Raw genomic sequence first — 19,916 nt, 5'->3', positions numbered from 1 at the left:
TAGAGTATTATTAGATAAAGGCCTTTTCGCAAGTTGTTTTTTGTGTTTTAGCAGCTATTTATCATTTATTATAATGGTTAGTACTGATTTTGGCTGAAAATCGCTATCTCATTGGCTGTCTTTTGTTTATTTTTTATTAAATATTATTATTAACGACTATTTAGTGGCCATTTTCTTTGTGGTATTATAATTAATTTTTACTTAATGTTATTTTTTTCTTGAATAAATGCATATTTTCTCTCATTATTCATCTTTACAACGGAATGGGTATAAAAATAACTCAAAATCAAAAAATTAGGCTTTATTTTTTTACATTTTTTCACTAAGGTTGAAATGTTAAATTTTGATTTTAATCGCAATAAAACAATAGAAAGAAACAAACAATGGATCTAGACAAAGAAATAAAAGAAGTAGAGCGCGAAGAAGCACGCCTTGCCGAGCGTAAACGCGACCTACAAGATAAACAAGAGCGCCGTAAGGCTATGGACTGCAAGCTGGAAGATTTCTTCAGTGATAGTGCAATTAGCCCTAAGGATCTTGCAGAAGCCCTAATTGAAAAGTACAACATTAAGTTGTCTGCTCGCAAACCAGGTACAAGACGTCGTCGTACAACAATCACCGCCGAATTGCGTGATGCTGTTAAAGGTGCGGTTAACTCCGGTTTGTCCATGAATGCTGTTTCAAAACAGTTCGAGATCAGCTACGCTGTAGTTGTTAAAATCATGAAGGCTTCTTATGACCATCTTCAGGTGAGAAAAGTTAGTTAATTTATTAAACTATACTTGTTTAACCTCATTTGGGTTTTTTCCAAGTCCTAGTACTTGGTTAGCGCAATGTCGAGCCGGCTCCCCCCGGCTCGATTTGTGTTTTTAGGCATAGCTTATTGCCTTGTTATTATTTAGATTAGTTTTTCTTTCCTCATATTTATCTTGATCGAACCTCGCTGGCTCCCCAGTCTGATTGAGTATCATTTGATTTATTTATTTTTTTTATATGCGTATCAAGGTTCTTCCTTTGCTTTTGTTAGCCTTTGCTTGTTCACTATTTGCCGGCTTTTTACCGAAATCATTTGCTGCAAATGAATGGGATATAAAGGTTTTCTCACAAATACCCGTTCAGCACGGAGGGCGTATCAAGCCACTCGATACTTTGGCGCGTAACACCTTGCTCGTTTTATCAAAAAAACAATCAGCGCAGCTTCCTAATGGGCAGGAGCTTCCTGCAGCTATTTGGTTGGCGGAGGTTTTTATGAGACCAGAGGTAGCCAATACATATAAGGTCTTTCGTATTGATAATCCGGAGGTTCTTGGGCTATTTGGTTGGAAGGAGGCTGATGGCAAATATTTCTCCTATAAGGAGTTGTTGCCTCAATTTCCTGCCATTAATAACCAGGCAAATAATGTTAACCCTGAATCTCAATTAAGATCGGCATTTGAGCGACAAATCACCCACTTAAGCGAAAGCCTTACGCTTTACGAACAACTGCTCACAACGATCCATCCCGCTGGAAATCTTAACCAGCTTGATCAGGAATATGCCCATTGGCTTGCTGTTATCAATCAAGGTGTTGTAAGTATGCGTAATTTACAGGAAGGTAAGCCGGTTGATACGGAGGCGATGCAGGAGTTTGTTCAGTTAGCGGATTCTTTTGTTGCGCTAGCGGGGCAAAATAGCATCGGTATCTTTCCCAGCAATGAAAAATTGGAAGATGGGACAACTCCCTGGATGAATCTTGGTCAACTGCTTTTGGGAGCGGCATTTACGCGTGAGCTTAATCCCATTATTCTCGACTATGCAACGCTCATTCAAGCGTGGCGTGCGGAGGATTCGGTACAATTTAACCAAGCAGCGTCCTCTATTTATGAAAAATTAGCACAGGGGAGTCTCTCTTTTCGCATGCAACTGGAGACGTTATTTAATACGATAAAACCCTTTTATGTCAGCATACAGGTTTATGTCTTGTGCCTTATCCTTGTTCTCTTCGGTTGGGTTTTTAAAAAGAACGTGTTGCTTCGGGTTGCGTTTGGGCTTTTATTAATCGCTTTCATTGTGCACACCCTTGGGATTGGAATGCGCATGTATCTTCAGGGGCGTCCGCCAGTTACCAATTTATATTCTTCGGCAATATTTGTAGGGTGGGGAGCTGTCTTGCTGGCTCTTGTAATCGAAAAAATTTATAAAAATGGCCTTGGCGCAGCGGTTGCTGCTTTCATAGGCTTTACCACACTGATTATCGCACACAATCTGGCTATGTCGGGTGATACCCTAGAAATGATGCGCGCGGTTCTAGATTCTAATTTCTGGCTCTCTACCCATGTGATCGTTATCACTCTGGGTTATGCTGCGATGTTTCTGGCAGGGATACTTGCCATGTTTGGCATACTGAAGAACAGTTTCAGTCGTAGTGATAATAAGGTGTTTACCAAAACGCTGGTTAAAATGGTCTACGGCATAATAGCGTTTGCCACATTATTTAGTTTTGTGGGCACAATGCTTGGGGGTATCTGGGCGGACCAGAGCTGGGGGCGCTTTTGGGGATGGGATCCCAAGGAAAACGGAGCCCTTTTGATTGTCCTCTGGTGTATCATCATGCTCCATGCCAAATGGGGCAAGCTTGTTAAGGAAAAGGGCTTTTTGCTTATGGCTATTTTCGGCAACATTGTCACCAGCTGGTCTTGGTTTGGCACCAATATGCTTGGCGTTGGCCTCCATTCTTACGGCTTTATTGATTCCGCATTCTTGGCACTGGCCATCTTTATGCTTAGCCAGCTGCTGATAATGTTGCTTGGTTTATGGCGTTTCCGTGGCGAATAGGTTACACATTATGCCAGGTTTTTTTTATCATTCCTCTAACTGCCTCATTACCTCATCTGAAAGAGTCAATGACCCAAAAGTTGGCAAGGATTCTTCTGTTGTAGATAGTTTTTCGATAGGAGTGGATTTTGTTTTGCTGGGAATTGGAGCAGCGGACTTCTCTTCCTTGGGATCGGGTGCTATTGGTTGGACTGATATATATATGTATCCTTGAATAAGCCGATTTACCTTTTCGCCAAGAGAGGGACACTTTTTGCCTTTATGGCATATGATACCTTTTATCTTTTTTGTGGGAATAAAGCCACTTATGTCAGCATGTACATTACTTGATAATACCTGATCCAGGAAATTTGATCGGTTTAAATTATCGCTTGTGCGATCCATGGCGTTGATGTCTTTGTTAAAGTTAGACTCATTGACGACAACAGCACGTAATAGTCCAGCTGAAACCCAAGTTCCAAAAAAATCGAAGCCGTCTGGATTCTTGCGGTTATCATATATGACTAAATATTTGTCAACCGTAGTGGGTTGGGCGCTACTATGGTGATCTACCATAGGTATGCCCGGGTGATTATTTCCTATAGGCTCGATTACATTGATATTTCCAGTGTAATCAATTTCACCGTAAATATGGCAAGTTATTATTGTGGTTATCGATAGTATTAGCGATTTTAATATATATTTCATAACCAGCCAAAGTTATGAAATTTTTTATTCAGTGTCAATTTGGTACTTTATTGAATTAACGACTTATGTGATTTGTTTTTTACGTAATACTTGCGTTCTTGTTCTTGCTTTAATTGTTCGGATTGTTATTGCGTGTTAAGTCTTAATGAAGTTGAATGTAATGTCATAATACGGGTAGTTAAAATCAGGTTTAGTGGGCAATTTTTGTTGCAGAAATTTTTGACCATCAATGATGATTTTAAATGCTTTTTCAGGGGAATTCACATTTATGTCAAACGAATTATCCATGCCTTCAATAAAGAACAGGGGTAATTTATTCCATCGCAAAAGGGCATTAATGACGATCATCCCAAAAGCGATATCTTTTTCCTTGTCCATGACATGGTAAAAGTAGTGCGCAATGCCTTGTGTTGTTTTTAGATCAATGCTATGCGTATGGATTAAGGACTCTGTCCAAAGTTCAAAGTGATCTACGTGATGTTTCAGCTGTGTTTTATTGAGGAAATTGAACTCTTTTTTTAGAGGGTTCTTATAATAAATATTGCCGTAATACGTATGGAAAAAGGCCTTTAGAAGCGTTGTTAAGTCATCATTTTCGAATGAAAAAGATTTATGGAAAATTAACTTTAGGCATTTATAAAAGCTAATAGAGAGAATCCCTTTATTTTGGGTAAATCCTTTATTGATCCTGTTGTAGTGGGTCGCAGGAGAAAGCATTTTGTCTGAGAGGTTGAACAATTGATCTAGATTGAGGCCTTCTAATTCATCCACAAAATCAATGCTTTTTAATGCATGTTTTTCTAGTAGGGTGTTATTGCAGGCTTTTAGGAATTGTACTTCAGGCGTTTTATTAAAGACACGTTTGATCTGTTTTTGTACATTTTGAAAACAAATGTACAAAGATTCATTTTGCTGGGCTAAAATATATATCTTATTAAATTTTTCAAAAATTAAATCGACTTTTCGATGAGTTAATAAAGCTTGCCAATAGACGACTTTTTTGAGGTTAGGGTTGTTTTGAATGCCATTAATTAAGTTTTTCGTATCTAAAAAAATTGTGTTTATGTCCGGCTCAATATTTTTCTCGATGAAGCGGGCTATGTTAAATGAGGGTTTTTCTTCGATGACCTTTGAGTTTCCTTCGGTAGTATTTCTATTGGGGAAATTTAAAAGCACAGGGGTGAGGCTTATTTTTTTATTCATAATGTTCGAACAGTTAAGTATTTTCCCGTTGCATTTTAATATTCATGTTTAAATTGAAATTCTACATCGCAAAAGGGATTTTTGATGTTCTGAAATCTTTTGGGAATCAGGTAAAATTCATTAGTGAGTAGTTTTTGCCCGTTCAAGATGATCGTTAACGCATCCTCGGTTGACGTGATCTTTGGATTTTCTGTTTCGCTTATGTCATTAAAGCTAAAAAGGGGGTGACCATAGCGTCTTAGCAAAGCATTTGTGAGTAAAAGGGCAAGCGGCATGTCCTTTTCACTATCCATAAACTTCCAGAGAACATACGCAATCCATTCCACTGTTCCAGATAAAAAGGGATTATCGCAGAGGATTGCGTGCATCCGCCGCATAAAATGATCTACCATCTGATCTAGAACTGTTTCTTTAAAAGTAGTCAACGCACCGTTGTTGGTATCAATTTCGTACATATTCTGGTAATAATCGTTTGCGATTGCCTTGCATATTGTGCTTGGGGTGTCGTTGTTATACGCAAACGATTCTCCAATGATAGTCTGCATGCATTTATAGAAACCGGCCGAAACATCCTTTTTCCCAGGGATGTGCCCTAGGCGCATTCTTTCGTAATGCTCATTCGGGGAAAGCAGGCAATAATAGAGCGGATCAAGCCACTTAGATTGAGGGACAATGGATAGTGTATGTAAAACCTTGATTTCTCTTAACTGGATTCGCTCATACGCAGTATGGTTAATGTTTAGCAAGAGGCTCTTGGGGATTTCCAGGTCCTTAAAAAGAGTCTGAATCTCGTTATTGATCTCTTGGAAACCCTCTTCCAGAGAAATTCCTTGTCCTAGGATGATATAATACAACGTTTCTGTATGCTTTAAGAGATCATCCGTTTTCTTGTCCTTTAACACTATCCGCATGCAACTTTCAGAATTTTGCCTACGTGTGTTATTGCTGGATAACAAATTTCCTTCGGGGATAATTTCTTGAACAATGGGGTGAATGGTTTTTTGGTAAAAGCGCTGAATATCATCAGTACAGGACTTTTTCTTAAAGGAATAGGTAGAGATCTTATTCATGTTCGAAATCGGTAACAGGTTAATGGGGTTGTTTTATTATGATCCCATCTGTTTGTGTAAAAAGTCAAGTTTCCTGGCCTTTGTTGTATATTTTTTTTATAAAACAGATAATATACTTGATTTTATTACAGGATTACTGCTTGGGAGTTAAATATGCATGGGGGAGGATTCTTTTATTGCGGCCTATAAATTAGCATTTCCATTTGGGGGAAATTGGCATTATAAAGGATTACATGAAAACTTTTTTAGTGACGGGAGTTGCCGGGTTTATTGCCTCAAAAGTAGCCGAATATTTATTGGATGCAGGCAACTGTGTTGTCGCCTTGGATAACCTGAATGACTATTACGATGTACGCCTTAAGCAACACCGGCTTGAGCAGCTTAAGGATTATGAGAATTTCGTCTTTCACCCCATTGACATTGAAGACAAACCAGCCCTGGAAGGTTTATTTAAAGAACATAACTTTGACTGCGTCTTTAACCTTGCGGCTAGAGCGGGCGTTCGGTACAGCATGGAAAACCCTCATGTTTACATGACGACAAACGTTATCGGCACGCTCAACTTACTTGAGTGCATGAAGGATAAAGAGAATAAGAAGCTGGTTCTTGCTTCTACTTCCTCGCTGTACGCGGGGCAAAAAATGCCCTTCAGCGAAGACCTGCCTGTCAATACGCCCATTTCGCCCTATGCAGCCTCTAAAAAAGCAGCGGAAGTAACCGCTTATTCTTACCATCATCTCTATGGAATAGATGTTTCCATCGTGCGGTACTTCACCGTCTACGGACCGGCTGGAAGACCTGATATGAGCATTTTCCGCTTCATAAAGTGGATTGATACAGGCCAACCCCTCGAACTTTTTGGCACAGGCGAGCAATCTAGAGACTTTACCTACATCGATGACATAGCTCGCGGAACCATCTTGGCCTCTCGGCCCCTAGGCTACGAAATTATCAACCTAGGCGGAGGCAAGGAGCCGACAACCCTTCTAGAAGTCATTCACTCGATCGAACAAGCACTGGGGAAGAAGGCGAAAATAGAGCATAAACCCTTCCATAAAGCGGATCTCATGGAAACACAGGCCGATGCCAATAAAGCCCAAAAGCTACTCGGCTGGAAAGCAGAAGTCTCTATTCAAGAAGGCCTTCAGGCCTCTGTGGATTGGTACTTTGCCAATAAATCTTGGTTAAAGGACGTTGTGGTGTGAGCAAGGAGTTCTTTTTGTTTGGGTTCAGTTTGCGTCGGGAATAAACTTGCTTGACGTCAATCTGGAACGTAAATTTGTTTTGTAAAATCGCCTTCATCTATAAGAAAGTCAGTGAAAAAAGTATTAATAAATGGAGCACATGCGCGTTATCTTATTAACCTGAGAAGAGATTTGATGGCAGCCATGCAAGCTCAGGGCTGGAATGTGGTTGCTTGCACAGCAGACTATGACGATAAGGTGCATCAAACATTGGATGAAATGGGTATTCAATATATTACTGCTAAGTGTGCTCGTACCGGAGCTAACCCGGTAATGGATATTGGATATCTCTTCAGGTTGTATTTTATTCTTAAAGCCCATAAGCCAGATATTATTATTAATTACAACCATAAGCCTGTTGTATTTGGTAGTATTGCTGCTTTTTTAAGCAGGAAAACCAAGTCTATTGCTATGATAACTGGGCTAGGGTATGTCTTTACTCCAGGAAGGGAGCGCAGAAGACGGGTGTTATTGGTAATAATGAAGGTGTTGTATAAATTTGTTTTAAGGCTTAATGCGCACGTTATTTTTCAAAATGAGGATGATAGAGAATTATTCCAACAGTGGGGTTTTTTGGGAAAGAGCGTAAAGAATAGTGTCATTATGGGATCGGGAGTAGATACCTCTATATGTGAATCGTGTCCTGCTTGTGTGAGGCCTATTGTTTTTCTTATGAGTGCGCGTCTGATTTATGATAAGGGAGTTAGGGAATATGTAGATGCTTGTAAGATTATAAAATCAAAGTATGCGAATATCAAATTTCAGTTATTGGGGCAGATGGAAACAGGCCATCCTAATGCTGTAAAAATTGAGGAGTTAGATCGTTTTGTCAATGAGGTAGGAATAGAGTATTTGGGGTCGGTTGAGACATCTGGCGAAGTATATACCTATATAAAGCAGTGTAGTGTATTTGTTTTACCTTCTTTTTACAGAGAAGGATGTCCCAGAACCATTTTGGAGGCAATGTGCGCAAGTAAACCTATTATCACCACAGATAATGTTGGTTGTAGACAAACGGTTTGTGATGGGAGCAATGGTTTTTTGGTAAAAAAACAAGATTCGCGGGATTTGGCTAAGGCAATGGAATATTTTATTAATAATCCACAACAAATAAAACCCATGGGGGTGGCTAGTCGTAAAAAGGTTGAGGCAGAGTTTGATGGGGCTATCGTAAATGGAAAGATAGTAACAATAGTCGAGGGAGTTTTAAATTGATAAAGAGGTTATTTCATCAGTGAAGATCGTTTTTATATCAACAGGCCTAAATTTGGGTGGGGGAGAGAGAGTTTTGGTAGACTTAATGAATTCTCTAGTGACGCATGACATAAGAGTCTCTTTGGTGCTCTTGGCGCCATTAAAAAAAGGAAACAATTGTTACCATCTTCTCAATCAAGAGAAAATTACAGTATATCAATTAAACTATACTAAGAATCCTCTGCTTTTTCCCCTTATGCTGATAAAGATTAGGCAAATTCTGAAAAAAGAAGACCCTGATTTAGTGCAGGGATGGCTTTATCACGGAAGTATTTTTGCAAGCATAGCAACATTATTGCATATAAAGAAAATTCCTGTTTTTTGGTCTATTCACCATGCAGATGTAAGAATGAAGAGTCTCAACTTATCTACATATCTGTTAGTAAAGTTCATGCGTTATCTTTCGCATATCATGCCGAAAAAAATTATATTTTGTTCAAAAAATGCGTTGGAAAGCCATGTCACCTCCGGATTTTCTTGTACTAAAAGTCTCTATATTACAAATGGAGTGAATAGCGAATTATTTGTTCCAAGTTTGAATGATCGCGTGGAATTGCGTTCGAATTTAAATATCATTGATGACGTTTTCCTTGTCGGTTTAGTTGGAAGATTCCATCAAGACAAAGGGTGTGAAGATTTTATTAAAGCAGCAACTATTGTGCTTAAGCGGCTGGGATTGCCGGTTAAGTTTTTAATGTGTGGACCTCTTATATCTTCTTCAAATAAAGAATTGATTAAAATGTTAACAGATCATGGGATACTGGAATCTTGTATTCTTATCTCAGGGGTTCAGCCTGTATCTAAAGTCATGAATGCAATCGACTTGCTTTGTTTAACTTCGAAAACAGAATCGTTTGGTTTGGTGCTTGCAGAGGCTATGTTGTGTGCAACGCCTTGTGTTTCAACAGATGTTGGTGCAGCCAGGGAAATTCTTGCAGATTATGGTTCTGTTACTCCAGTAGGCGATTTTGCCGCCTTAGCTCAAAGTGTTATCGATATGTTAAAAAAAACGAAAGCTGAAAGGGATCTACTTGGACAAAAGGGGCGAGCGCATGTTTGTAATAATTTTTCTTTCGCTAAATTCTCGAACCAATATATAGATTTATACGAAAATAGCTTAAGTTCTCATCGAACTTTGTAATCTAGTTGTTATTGCAATGGAGGAATAATCTTGAATCTTTCCAAAAGTGTTTTAGCAATTCGTCCAAACCCAAGTTTTATCGAAAGGAGCGTAGCTTCGATAAAAGATGTTCGTGTGTAAAAGGGGGCAATGAAATTTACCGTTATATATCTAGGCGAGTAGGCTGCAAATAAGCAATCCCAGAAGGTTTTCCATGTATCTGGATGCATCCTAGCGCACTTTTTAGCCCTATCAGCCAAGCTAATGTAAGCAAATGCATTCGGTATAATTAATACCGGTACTCCATTCTTTTTGAGAAGGGCAGTTTGTACATGATCAGATGCGTAATGTGGAAACAATTTTGCATGCAGATATTTTGGCCTAACAGTACTCTTTGGGAGGATTAAGCATTGAGCCGGTGCGGCGGTTGTTGAATACGGCAACTTTGGTAAGCACATTACGCTGTTTCCCTTGTAGGGTTCGGTAAACGCTGCTGCAAATTTTTCATTTCGGCAACCAGCCCAAAAAATAGTATCATTAGCTGCTTTATTTAAGAGAACAACATGCCCAACGCTTGTCGGGTAGTTTTTGTGGAAATCTAAAATTTTTATAAAACAGTCATCTTTAGGGAGGCAATCATGGTTCATTAATATTAACGCCGAGGCGTTGCTTTTGTGAAAATGATTATAAATTGTCTCAACCGATCGGGACCAATAAAAATGATGAGGAACTTCAATTATGCTTAGCTTAAGTTCGGATATCTTCCGATCAATTTTGGGGCCGCTATTTGTAATTATGATTTCGGCTGTCTGAATTTGAGGATGCTCACAAGCGTATATGTTTTTTAATAAATTTAAGAGCTCTTGGGAAGAGCCATGTACAGGAATACCTATGGCAACACTCATTGTTTTGAAGATGTTTTTTGACTGAATAATACTTGTGTTATTATGCCCAACATAAACAAACTTATACTGTTGTATCCTGAGGTGGTAGCCGCCATGGCGTACCACGCTATTAGACTTGTGAACGAGCCTTGAATGAGAGGGTTTGGTTTGTTTGCAATAATTTTAATTATTCCAGCAATCCCTGGGATCAGAATGGCGAACAAGCCTATCACTCCTCCCTTAAGCAGGAAATTGGCTAGACCAACGTGTAGATCATTGGTATAAAATGTTCCTATTTTAGCAGAAATAGAACTGTATACTCCTATGCCATTTCCTGCTCCTATAATGAGGTATTCGCCTACCTGTTGTGTCATATCTTGTAACTCTACCCATCGTCCTTCGGTATTATAATCAAACGTTTGAAGGCGGTGCCCGAGAAAGCCCAAGGAGGAGATCAGGCTATCCCAGTTTATGAAGACTAAAATTGAGGATAGAATGAGTAAGGGAAGACCAATTGCTACTTTACGATTGTACTCAAAGAAACATACTAGTCCCGAAGACACGACTAACCCAAGAAATGTTGATTTAGTTGCTGATATGTAGGAAAAGATCAGGCATAGCAAGTAGCCAAGAACAATTATGCATTTATTTTTAAACTTGGAGTGCTCCCTTTTTGTTAATGAGAGCCAGAACATCGGCAGAATAAGAACCATAATAAATTCAATATAAAAACCAGATCCATCATATGCCCGACCATAGTATTCCATTTGTGCGTAATCACCAAAAATCGTTAAGAATCCTAATAGCATAAGCGGAAGGATGATAATCAAAACTGTAGTTAATATTGAGAAAGTTTTTTGCAAACCATTCGCCTGAACAAATATTAATCCGGCAATAAATGAAAATTGGCTTAGCATATCTATGGAGAACCATTTCCATGTAAAATATAAATTTGAAAAATTTATGAAGCCCAATAAGGATGCATAAAGAATAATTGCATAAGAGATAAAGATTATTCGTGATGGCCTTTTTAATGTGAGCAGGAGTAGTAATTGGGCTAAAAGGCTTACTGTAATTAGGGGGAATACAATAAGTCGAATGTTGATTATTCTAGGATCTCCAATGAAATATTTAGGTATCGCACAGTATACTAAACTGAAAATTACGATGCTATTAAATATCGTTAGTAATAAATGCTTTTGTGTTTGGTTTGCTTGAACGGAATGATTATATACTGCGGTAGTGCTGTGCATGAAATGGAATTAGTCAATTTGTGTGAAATTTAATATGTTAAGCTTTTTTCTGTTAAATTACGAGCATCCGAGTAAACAGTTTCGATGTTTCTCATAACCTCGTTAGCTAAGGATTTAGGATTATGGTAATTTCTCCAATTGTTTGATGCTTTTATGATGGAGTTTTGGTAAAAATTTAAATTGTCAACTATTTCAATAGTTTTCTTTTCAAATGCCTCAAAAGAATTGTTTTGAAAGATGAGATCGTTCAAATTCAGCTTTAGAAGCTCTTTCTCCATCCATGTTGAATTTGAAACTACAGGTATTTTACCCATACTAAGACATTCTGAAAAAATTCCAGATGTGCATTTCTGGTAATGAATTCCGCGGTATGGGAAAAGCATTATGTCTGTATTTTGAAAAACTTGATTATATACCTCTGATGGAAGATTTTTAGGGATTAGATGAATTTTATTATGTTTTATGTTTTCTTGAATTGCTATATAATCTTTGAGTGATATAGCCTTCAAGGACTCCAGTTCTTGTTCGTCTAGCTGTACGTGCATTTCGATTTGCATTGATGCGATTTTTGGGGATCCTATGAGCTTAAAAATAAAGTCACATCCTTTTTGAAAATGGGCTCCTCCTATGTAAGATATGATCGTTTTATTAGATCCATGCATCGATTTATTTATGCGAATATCAAAATTATCAACTCTAAATGCGGGGATGGGAATGAGGTGTATACGGCTTTTAAGGAGAGGTTCGAGCTCTTCCTTTAGTTGGGCACTATCTGTAAGTAGCGTGATTTTTGAGGATGATTGACATTTTGCTATACCTGCCAAAGTAAATTTGGTCAGCATCTTGTGGAAAAGCGTTGAAGTTTTTTTAGTTCTTATATTCGAATACCTTAGAACGAGCAAACTTTTATTAGATATGAGCTCATGAGTTTTTCTTAATAAAAAAAAGAAAACCGAATATCCTAATAATCTACGTTCTTCAATCGAATCTATGAAAAAGACACACTGTTCACCGTCAAAGAGTTTTTTTGTATAAGTTAAAAACTTACGCATTTCCGATAAAAATTGTAAAGAGTCATTTATCATGGCGAGTAACATGCCTAATCGATAGTTTCTTAAAAGCTTTCGACATGTGTCCCTAATCCGTTTTTTTATAGATTCTTTTTTATTTGCAGGTTGCTGGATTACTGGAGAAATAAAAAAAGGAGTAAAATTGTCGAATTTAGCCACTATTTCTTGTGAGGCGTTTGATGATCCAAAAACATGTATATTGTATTTTTCTTTATCTAAATGCTGGCTGACACTGTAAATATATTCAAATAAGTGTCCTCTGAAATTTTGTAACCGTGGGGAAATGAATATAATGTTTGTTTTGTCCATGTTGCGGTTAACCTTAGATCTCTGAAGAAGGTTGTAGTTTTTCTTTGTTTTATATAACTCGAAAAGGGCATTTTTGTAAATACAATTAATAGCTTCCTGTGTCCGCAATATAGCCGCTATTCGGAGTTAATTTTTTAAGAAAATAAGTTGTCAAGTCCTCATAGAGTTTTAATGTTCGATACTTGCCTTTTGGGAAATGAATATTCATTATCTATATTATAACAAGTTATTCCCCAATAATTCATGAAAAACACTAGCGTATTGCTTTTGGGTGGAGGCGGCTATGTGGCTTCAGCTTACAAGCGCTTTTTTTTCGGTCAAAGTATCCCGTTTTACAGTTTGAGTCGACAGGAAGTTGATTATACTATTCCGGGGCAATTAGCTGCATTTTTAAAGAATAGCGCTTTTGACTTTGTAATCAATGCTGCGGGGTACACGGGAAAACCGAACGTGGATGCTTGTGAAATGCATAAGGCAGAATGTCTGGCGGGAAATGCTGTTTTGCCAGGTGTGGTTCGGGAGGCTTGTGAGGAGAATAATATTCCGTGGGGGCATGTTTCTTCTGGATGTATTTACTCTGGCGCACGGCCTGATGGGGCGGGTTTTAAAGAAGAGGATACTCCTAACTTTTGTTTTAGATCGAATAATTGCAGCTTCTACAGTGGTACAAAAGGTCTTGGGGAGGAAGTCCTGGAGGGTGCTGTAAATTGCTACATTTGGCGTCTCAGGATCCCTTTTGATGAGTTCAATGGGCCGCGTAACTATCTCAGCAAGCTTATGCAATATGATACCCTACTAAATGTTCAAAATTCTATCTCTCATTTAGGGGAATTTGTTCAAGCTACTTGGGAATCCTGGAAAAAGCATATTCCCTTTGGCATCTATAATGTAACCAATCCGGGCTCGATTACGGCTAAAGAGATCACCGAAATCATGAAAGAGACAAAAGTATGTGTTAAGGATTTTAGGTTTTTTACGGATGAGGACGAATTTATGCAAAAAGCAGCTAAGACACCGCGTTCCAATTGTATTTTGGATTCTTCAAAAATTATGGGTTATGGTATTCCCCTCACTGAGGTGAATGAAGTTGTGATGAAAACTTTATTAAATTGGAAAAACTGATGCCTGCGTTGCTTGTCACTGGAGGAGCGGGCTTTATTGGATCAAACTTTATTCATTATTGCTTAGAAACGTTATCTAGGGATCAGGTCGACCGCGTAATCAATTTGGATAAGTTGACTTACTCGGGTAATTTGGAAAATTTGAAAGGGGTTGATGAGGATCCTCGTTATGACTTTATTCAAGGCGATATAGGCGATAGAGCCTTTATTGAGGAAATTTTGAAACGAGAAAAAATCACACAAGTGATCAATTTTGCTGCGGAAACCCATGTGGATCGCTCGATTGATTCCCCGAAACCATTTTTTCAAACAAATGTTATGGGCACTATTGACCTTCTGGAGGCTTGCCGTACTTATTATAAGCGATTGAATTCTGTTGAAAAAAACGATTTCCGCTTTTTGCATATTTCAACAGATGAAGTTTTCGGTAGTTTGTCTGCAACCGATCCGGCATTTATTGAAGAGAGTTGCTTTTCCCCAAATAGCCCTTATGCGGCTTCCAAGGCTTCTGGTGACCATATTGTCAGAGTCTATCGGGAAACCTATGGTTTGCCTGTGCTAAAAGTAAATTGCTCCAATAATTATGGCCCCTATCAGTTTCCGGAAAAACTGATCCCGCTGATGATTTTGAATGCGCTAGAAGAAAAACCACTCCCCGTCTATGGGGATGGTGAAAATGTGCGAGATTGGCTATATGTGGAAGACCACTGCGAGGCTATTTTTGCTGTTCTAGTAAAGGGCAGACTAGGGGAGGCGTACAATATTGGTGGTTTGTGTGAAAAGAAAAATAATGAAGTAGTCGATATGCTGTGTTCGATTCTCGATGAATTAAGGCCAAGATCCAAAGGAGGTGTTTACTCGGAATTAATAAAGTATGTGAAGGACCGTCCTGGACATGACCGCCGTTATGCTATTAATTGTGATAAAATACAAAAAGAAACTGGATGGAGACCGAAACACACGTTCTCCGATGGCTTGCGAAAGACAATTCAATGGTACTTGGGTAACCAAATATGGTGCGAGCATATTGCTAAACGAAATTATCAACGTCAACGATTAGGATTAGGAAATGACTAGGCGAAAAGGAATTGTGCTTGCGGGCGGTTGTGGAACAAGGCTTTATCCGTTAACGGTAGCCGTTAGCAAACAATTAATGCCGGTTTATAATAAGCCGATGATCTATTATCCTATATCGGTTCTCATGTTAACAGGCATTCGGGATATTTTAATTATTTCTACTCCAGATGATCTCCCATTATTTAAAAAACTCCTTAAGGACGGTTCGCAGTGGGGGGTGAGCTTTTCTTATGCAGAACAACCCAAGCCAGAAGGCTTGGCTCAAGCGTTTATTATAGGTGAGCAATTTATCGGAAACGAACCTTGTGCTTTGATTTTAGGAGACAATCTCTTCTTTGGAAACGATTTTGTCAATATTTTGCAACGAGTGAATAAGCGTGAAACAGGCGCAACTATATTTGGATATCCTGTTTCGAATCCGGAAGCATATGGTGTGGTAGATTTCGATAATAGCGGCCATGTCTTGAGTATCGAGGAAAAACCCAAATCGCCACGCTCTAAATACGCGATCCCCGGAATTTATTTCTACGATGACAAAGTGGTTGGCTACGCAAAATCATTAAAACCCTCCGCTCGTGGAGAACTCGAAATAACCGATCTCCATAAAATTTATTTAGAACAAGATAGTCTGAGGGTGGAAAAGCTAGGCAGAGGTATTGCTTGGCTGGATACAGGCACGCCGGATAATTTACTGGACGCGGGAGTCTTTGTGCAGATTCTTGAGAAACGCCAAGGCCTGCATATAGGCTCATTAGAAGAAATTGCCCAAGGGCAGGGGTGGATATAGAATTGCTGTATTGTTATTTCTGTTCAATGGTTCCGGAGCCCTTTAATGCTTTCGCTTTTTCAATCAGATCTAAGAGATCATCGGTATATTCATCCCAGGTTCTGAATTTTCTGTTTAGCGCTTCTTGAACTAATGCTCTATGGAGGGCTTCATCATGAAGTAGTCTGGCCAGGCAATCAGCAATGGACTGAGAGGAAGTGTCCTCCATGAGTAAGCAGCCTCCGCCTTGAGCGGTTTCCTTAAGCGCGCCTCCCATTGAGCTGACGCAGGGTATGCCCCTAACCAGAGATTCAAGAACGGGCAAGCCAAACCCTTCGTAGAGCGAAGGGTATATGGTAAAGTAGGCCTGCGAATATTCGAAATTTAAAATTTCTTCGTTAACTGAACCCAACCAGCGCAGATCTCTCTTTTTCTCCTTAAGAGCATCGATAAGCGTTTTTGCTTTTTGGCCAGACTCGTGATTTAGTAGCCCAACAAGGGTGAGTTGGAAATCCTCCCCTTTGGCCCATAGCGTTTCAGCCGCTTCAAGTAAGGCAACGTGATTTTTTCGGCCTTCGATAGATCCAACGCAAAGAATGTTTTTTGTCGTTTTGTCATAACTAAATTGAATTTTGGGTTCATTTTTTTGCTCAACACAAAGGGGGAGTGCCTTTACTAATGGAATGTTCTTGATATGCAAAGCATTCCAGGCCTCCAGAAGATCGTTCTTAGAAGCTTCAGAATTGGGAGCTACTGCATCAAATGTTGCGAGTTGTTGCATATAGCAGGATAATCGAGCAATGGTCTTGGGGGAAGATAGGTGAGGGAATTTTAAGGGAATTGAGTCGTGGAAAATAGCTATCCTGGGGCCACTGTCGAGGTTCGATGCAAGGCGAGGAAAATTATTGTAGTTGTCTTCTGAAAAAACCTCGGGAACGATAAGCGCCTCAAAATGGTTTTTTAATGCGTGTCCGTCTTGGTAAAAGCAGCGCCGAGCATAGCCTGTTAGTTTTTGCCTAATGGACCACGTAGGCCTACGCCTTGAAGAGACTTTTTTTAAACTTTCGACATCTAAGAGACCTTTTTCTTCTGTATCCAGACCACGCCAAGCTTTGAGGTAGGGATCCCACGTGATTGCTTGAACGAGTTGTTTTTGTAATAAAGCATTATAGAGCTCTCGACAATAACGTTGTATTCCTGTGTTGGCTTTAGAGTGTGAAGTGTTTGTCAGGTCAATTAAGTGCATATAAATTCTATAGATTTGCTAAAAAGAGAATAAACTACATCCTATATATTGTTTTTATCTTGCAAGAAGTAGGCTATTGGTTTGAAACTTGTTTTTCAAATTTTATTTTAAATTGATGGCTATGAAAATTTTAGTTACAGGTGGTGCCGGTTATATTGGCTCAATTTTAGTCCCCATGCTTTTAAAGGAAGGTCACGAAGTAACCGTTCTGGATAATCTTTTATTCAGCCAAAACTCACTTTTGGATTGTTGTTGCTATGAAAGTTTTGATTTTATTCACGGAGATTCCCGAGATGAAGCTATATTAGCTCCACTTCTTAAGAAAGCAGAAGTTATTATCCCATTGGCATCTTTGGTAGGAATGCCTATTTGTTCAAAAGACAAAATAGCGGCTGAAACTACAAACCAAGGTGCGGTTGAGTTGATTTGCAAATTAGCATCTAAGGATCAAAAAATCATTTTCCCAACCACGAATAGTGGTTATGGTATTGGAGAAAAGGGCAAGTTTTGCACGGAAGAAACGCCGCTCAACCCTATTTCTCTTTATGGGACATCAAAGGTTAACGCCGAGAGAGCCGTTTTAAATCGCGAAAATAGCGTTACCTTCCGCTTGGCTACGGTATTCGGCATGTCTCCGCGTATGCGAGTTGATCTACTGGTGAACGATTTCGTCTATCGCGCAGTAAATGACCGTGCTGTCGTCATATTTGAAGGGCACTTTAAGCGTAATTTTATTCATATTAGGGATGTTGCGCGCGTTTTCATGTATGCGCTTGATAATTTCGAAGCCATGAAAGGGCAGCCCTATAATTTTGGGTTGGAAGACGCAAATCTTTCCAAAATAGAACTTTGTGAGCGAATTCAAAAACATGTCCCTAGTTTTGTTTATCTAGAGGCGCCTATTGGTGAAGATCCTGATAAAAGAGACTATATCGTCTCCAATCAAAAGATATTATCAACCGGATTCAAGAACGAGTGGGATTTGGATAGAGGCATCCAGGAATTAATTAAAGGGTACCGCATTATTAAGCAGTCGGTTTACTCGAACGTTTAATTTCATATGACGGTGTTTAATAAGATTATCCCCGTCATTTTAGCTGGTGGCTTTGGTACCAGACTGCAGTCTGTATTGAAGGAAGTCCCCAAACCCATGGCTGATGTGGCAGGGAAGCCCTTTTTGGAGTGGATTCTAAGGTTCTTGAAGCAAAACGGCTTTTCTCAGTCAATTCTCTCAACTGGATATTTGAGTCATGTTATTGAATCTTATTTTGGAGGAGAACCTATTGAAGGATTCGATGTGCGCTGTGTTGAGGAAAAAGAGCCCTTGGGTACGGCTGGCGGATTTCTCAATTGCATCAAAAAATCAAATTTAGAGGCGAACGCTTGGCTTGTTTGTAATGGGGATTCCATGACGTTGGCAAATTTAGCGCCCTTTTTAGAACTGGCAAATGCAAATAATTTCACTGCGGCTGTCTTTGGAGTGGAGCAGGATGATGCCTCTCGTTACGGTACCCTAAAGCTAAATAACCAAAACCGCCTAGAGGCTTTTTTGGAAAAGAGACCTGGAAGGGGATTGATTAATAGTGGCATTTATTTATTCTCGGATCACATTGTAAGGCAGTTTTCAGATAAAATGCCCTTAAGTTTTGAAATGGATGTTTTTCCTATGCTCTTGATGCAGGAAATTCCTGTGCATGTTTTTCGTGCCGAGGCTCCCTTTATTGATATCGGTATTCCTGAAACCCTTCAAGCTTCAGGAGACTTTATTAAAGCTAACAAGCATCATTTTTACGAGCATGATAATAACACAAGCACCCTTACGAATTAGCTTTTTTGGCGGAGGAACAGACTATCCGGAGTACTTCGAGAATTACGGAGGAGGGGCAGTGCTAGCTGCGGCCATTAATAAATTTGCATATGTTACTGCAAGCCAATTTCCGAGCCACTTGTTTGATTATTCGATTCGACTCTCCTATCGCGATGTTGAATTGACTAAAAATGTTGCGGATATCAAGCACCGTGTATTTCGAGCTTGTTTAGAATTGCTAGGCATTGCAAAAGACATAGAGCTTCATACGGTTGCGGATTTGCCTTCTTTTACCGGATTGGGGTCTTCTTCTTCATTTACCGTCTCGCTTTTAAAGGCTCTCCATGCTTATAAAGGTCGTTTCATAAAGCGCTTAGATTTAGCCTATGAAGCCATATATGTTGAGCGAAAAATGCTAAATGAGGCTGTAGGTTGCCAAGATCAAACCATGGCTGCGGTTGGCGGTTTTAATCGTGTAGATTTTATTACTGAAAAAGAAATTGTAGTGAAGCCGGTAACGATTTCAAGAGAACGTTTATGTGAGCTGGAAAGCCATTTAGTGATGGTTTTTACGGATATAAAGCGCAGTGCTCAAAAAATAGCATCAGAACAAATTAAGGGGATCGAAGACAAAGTAGCTGATTACAAGGTCATGTACCAAATGGTGGAGGAAGCCGAAAATATTCTGTATGGTAACGAATCGTTGGACGCTTTTGGCGAATTACTCCATTCAGCCTGGGAATATAAACAGCGATTAGAGCGTAGTATTTCCAATGATGATATTAATAACATGTATCAGAAGGGTCTTGATTCGGGTGCTATTGGAGGTAAATTACTCGGAGCGGGCGGGGGCGGCTTCTTGCTGTTCTATATAGATCCGAAAAACAAGCAAAAGCTTATCGATACTTTCAAGGGTAACCATATTATTGAGCCTAAACTGGCATCCCCGGCGGCTCAAGTAATCTATTCCTCTTAAAATATTTAACAAAAG

At 39.2% G+C, this 19,916-nt stretch carries 18 protein-coding genes; 11 read left to right on the top strand and 7 right to left on the bottom strand.

From position 1 onward, the window contains the following. Positions 1-383 precede the first annotated feature (383 nt). Both AUJ82_04690 and AUJ82_04685 read left to right on the top strand, forming a co-directional pair. Positions 384-767 carry a hypothetical protein gene (locus AUJ82_04690; GenBank protein ID OIO59853.1) on the top strand — a complete coding sequence of 128 codons (384 nt, stop codon included), beginning with the start codon at positions 384-386 and terminating at the stop codon, positions 765-767. Positions 768-993: 226 nt separating this feature from the next. Further along, positions 994-2,814: a hypothetical protein gene (locus AUJ82_04685; GenBank protein OIO59852.1), complete on the top strand. Its 1,821-nt coding sequence runs from the start codon at positions 994-996 to the stop codon at positions 2,812-2,814. Between the two features lie 27 nt (positions 2,815-2,841). Here AUJ82_04685 and AUJ82_04680 read toward each other — a convergent pair whose 3' ends face one another. From AUJ82_04680 to AUJ82_04670, 3 genes are all read right to left on the bottom strand, one after another. Next, positions 2,842-3,501, bottom strand: coding sequence for a hypothetical protein (locus AUJ82_04680; protein ID OIO59851.1), 660 nt, complete (start codon positions 3,499-3,501; stop codon positions 2,842-2,844). 135 nt (positions 3,502-3,636) lie between these two features. Further along, entirely contained in the window at positions 3,637-4,704 is a 1,068-nt protein-coding gene (locus AUJ82_04675) for a hypothetical protein (GenBank protein OIO59850.1), read from the bottom strand. Positions 4,705-4,739: 35 nt separating this feature from the next. Then, a complete protein-coding gene (locus AUJ82_04670; protein ID OIO59849.1) occupies positions 4,740-5,774 on the bottom strand; it encodes a hypothetical protein in 1,035 nt (344 codons plus the stop codon). 233 nt (positions 5,775-6,007) lie between these two features. Between AUJ82_04670 and AUJ82_04665 the strand changes: the two genes are divergently transcribed. The 3 genes from AUJ82_04665 (at position 6,008) to AUJ82_04655 (ending at position 9,413) form a co-directional block, all read left to right on the top strand. Further along, a complete protein-coding gene (locus tag AUJ82_04665) occupies positions 6,008-6,979 on the top strand; it encodes a nucleotide sugar epimerase (protein ID OIO59848.1) in 972 nt (323 codons plus the stop codon). A 111-nt stretch (positions 6,980-7,090) separates the two neighbouring features. Continuing rightward, positions 7,091-8,233, top strand: coding sequence for a hypothetical protein (locus AUJ82_04660; protein OIO59847.1), 1,143 nt, complete (start codon positions 7,091-7,093; stop codon positions 8,231-8,233). An 85-nt stretch (positions 8,234-8,318) separates the two neighbouring features. Then, a complete protein-coding gene (locus AUJ82_04655; GenBank protein ID OIO59846.1) occupies positions 8,319-9,413 on the top strand; it encodes a hypothetical protein in 1,095 nt (364 codons plus the stop codon). An 8-nt stretch (positions 9,414-9,421) separates the two neighbouring features. On the opposite strand, the gene AUJ82_04650 is transcribed toward AUJ82_04655, so the two are convergent. From AUJ82_04650 to AUJ82_04640, 3 genes are read right to left on the bottom strand one after another with little or no spacing between them, the layout of a single operon-like run. Then, positions 9,422-10,297 (bottom strand): hypothetical protein, encoded by an 876-nt coding sequence (locus AUJ82_04650; protein ID OIO59845.1) that lies wholly within the window; start codon positions 10,295-10,297, stop codon positions 9,422-9,424. Next, positions 10,294-11,529, bottom strand: coding sequence for a hypothetical protein (locus tag AUJ82_04645; GenBank protein OIO59844.1), 1,236 nt, complete (start codon positions 11,527-11,529; stop codon positions 10,294-10,296). Before AUJ82_04645 ends, AUJ82_04650 begins: the two co-directional genes overlap by 4 nt. A gap of 29 nt (positions 11,530-11,558) precedes the next feature. Next, complete coding sequence (locus AUJ82_04640; GenBank protein ID OIO59843.1) at positions 11,559-12,908, bottom strand: hypothetical protein; 1,350 nt, start codon at positions 12,906-12,908, stop codon at positions 11,559-11,561. Between the two features lie 243 nt (positions 12,909-13,151). Between AUJ82_04640 and AUJ82_04635 the strand changes: the two genes are divergently transcribed. Genes AUJ82_04635 through AUJ82_04625 form a run of 3 tightly spaced genes read left to right on the top strand, consistent with a single transcriptional unit; the run spans position 13,152 to position 15,893 of the window. Continuing rightward, complete coding sequence (locus tag AUJ82_04635; GenBank protein OIO59842.1) at positions 13,152-14,030, top strand: dTDP-4-dehydrorhamnose reductase; 879 nt, start codon at positions 13,152-13,154, stop codon at positions 14,028-14,030. Beyond that, positions 14,030-15,106, top strand: a complete 1,077-nt coding sequence (locus AUJ82_04630; protein ID OIO59841.1) for a dTDP-glucose 4,6-dehydratase — start codon at positions 14,030-14,032, stop codon at positions 15,104-15,106. The genes AUJ82_04635 and AUJ82_04630 overlap by 1 nt, the downstream gene beginning before the upstream one ends. Next, positions 15,099-15,893 carry a glucose-1-phosphate thymidylyltransferase gene (locus AUJ82_04625; protein OIO59840.1) on the top strand — a complete coding sequence of 265 codons (795 nt, stop codon included), beginning with the start codon at positions 15,099-15,101 and terminating at the stop codon, positions 15,891-15,893. The genes AUJ82_04630 and AUJ82_04625 overlap by 8 nt, the downstream gene beginning before the upstream one ends. Before the next feature lie 13 nt (positions 15,894-15,906). Here the strand turns inward: AUJ82_04625 and AUJ82_04620 are convergent, their stop codons facing one another. Further along, on the bottom strand, positions 15,907-17,118 hold the full coding sequence (locus AUJ82_04620) for a hypothetical protein (protein OIO59839.1): 1,212 nt from the start codon (positions 17,116-17,118) through the stop codon (positions 15,907-15,909). A 121-nt stretch (positions 17,119-17,239) separates the two neighbouring features. On the opposite strand from AUJ82_04620, the gene AUJ82_04615 reads away from it, so the two are divergent. From AUJ82_04615 to AUJ82_04605, 3 genes are read left to right on the top strand one after another with little or no spacing between them, the layout of a single operon-like run. Continuing rightward, positions 17,240-18,172 carry a hypothetical protein gene (locus AUJ82_04615; protein OIO59838.1) on the top strand — a complete coding sequence of 311 codons (933 nt, stop codon included), beginning with the start codon at positions 17,240-17,242 and terminating at the stop codon, positions 18,170-18,172. A gap of 6 nt (positions 18,173-18,178) precedes the next feature. Continuing rightward, positions 18,179-18,946 carry a hypothetical protein gene (locus AUJ82_04610; protein ID OIO59837.1) on the top strand — a complete coding sequence of 256 codons (768 nt, stop codon included), beginning with the start codon at positions 18,179-18,181 and terminating at the stop codon, positions 18,944-18,946. Beyond that, complete coding sequence (locus AUJ82_04605) at positions 18,915-19,901, top strand: GHMP kinase (protein OIO59836.1); 987 nt, start codon at positions 18,915-18,917, stop codon at positions 19,899-19,901. Before AUJ82_04610 ends, AUJ82_04605 begins: the two co-directional genes overlap by 32 nt. Positions 19,902-19,916 lie beyond the last annotated feature (15 nt).

It is taken from the genome of Verrucomicrobia bacterium CG1_02_43_26, assembly GCA_001872735.1.
Taxonomy (GTDB): domain Bacteria; phylum Verrucomicrobiota; class Verrucomicrobiia; order Opitutales; family CG1-02-43-26; genus CG1-02-43-26.
The sequence above is the reverse complement of the archived record's forward strand: the minus strand, read 5'-3'. Positions and strand labels throughout refer to the sequence as shown.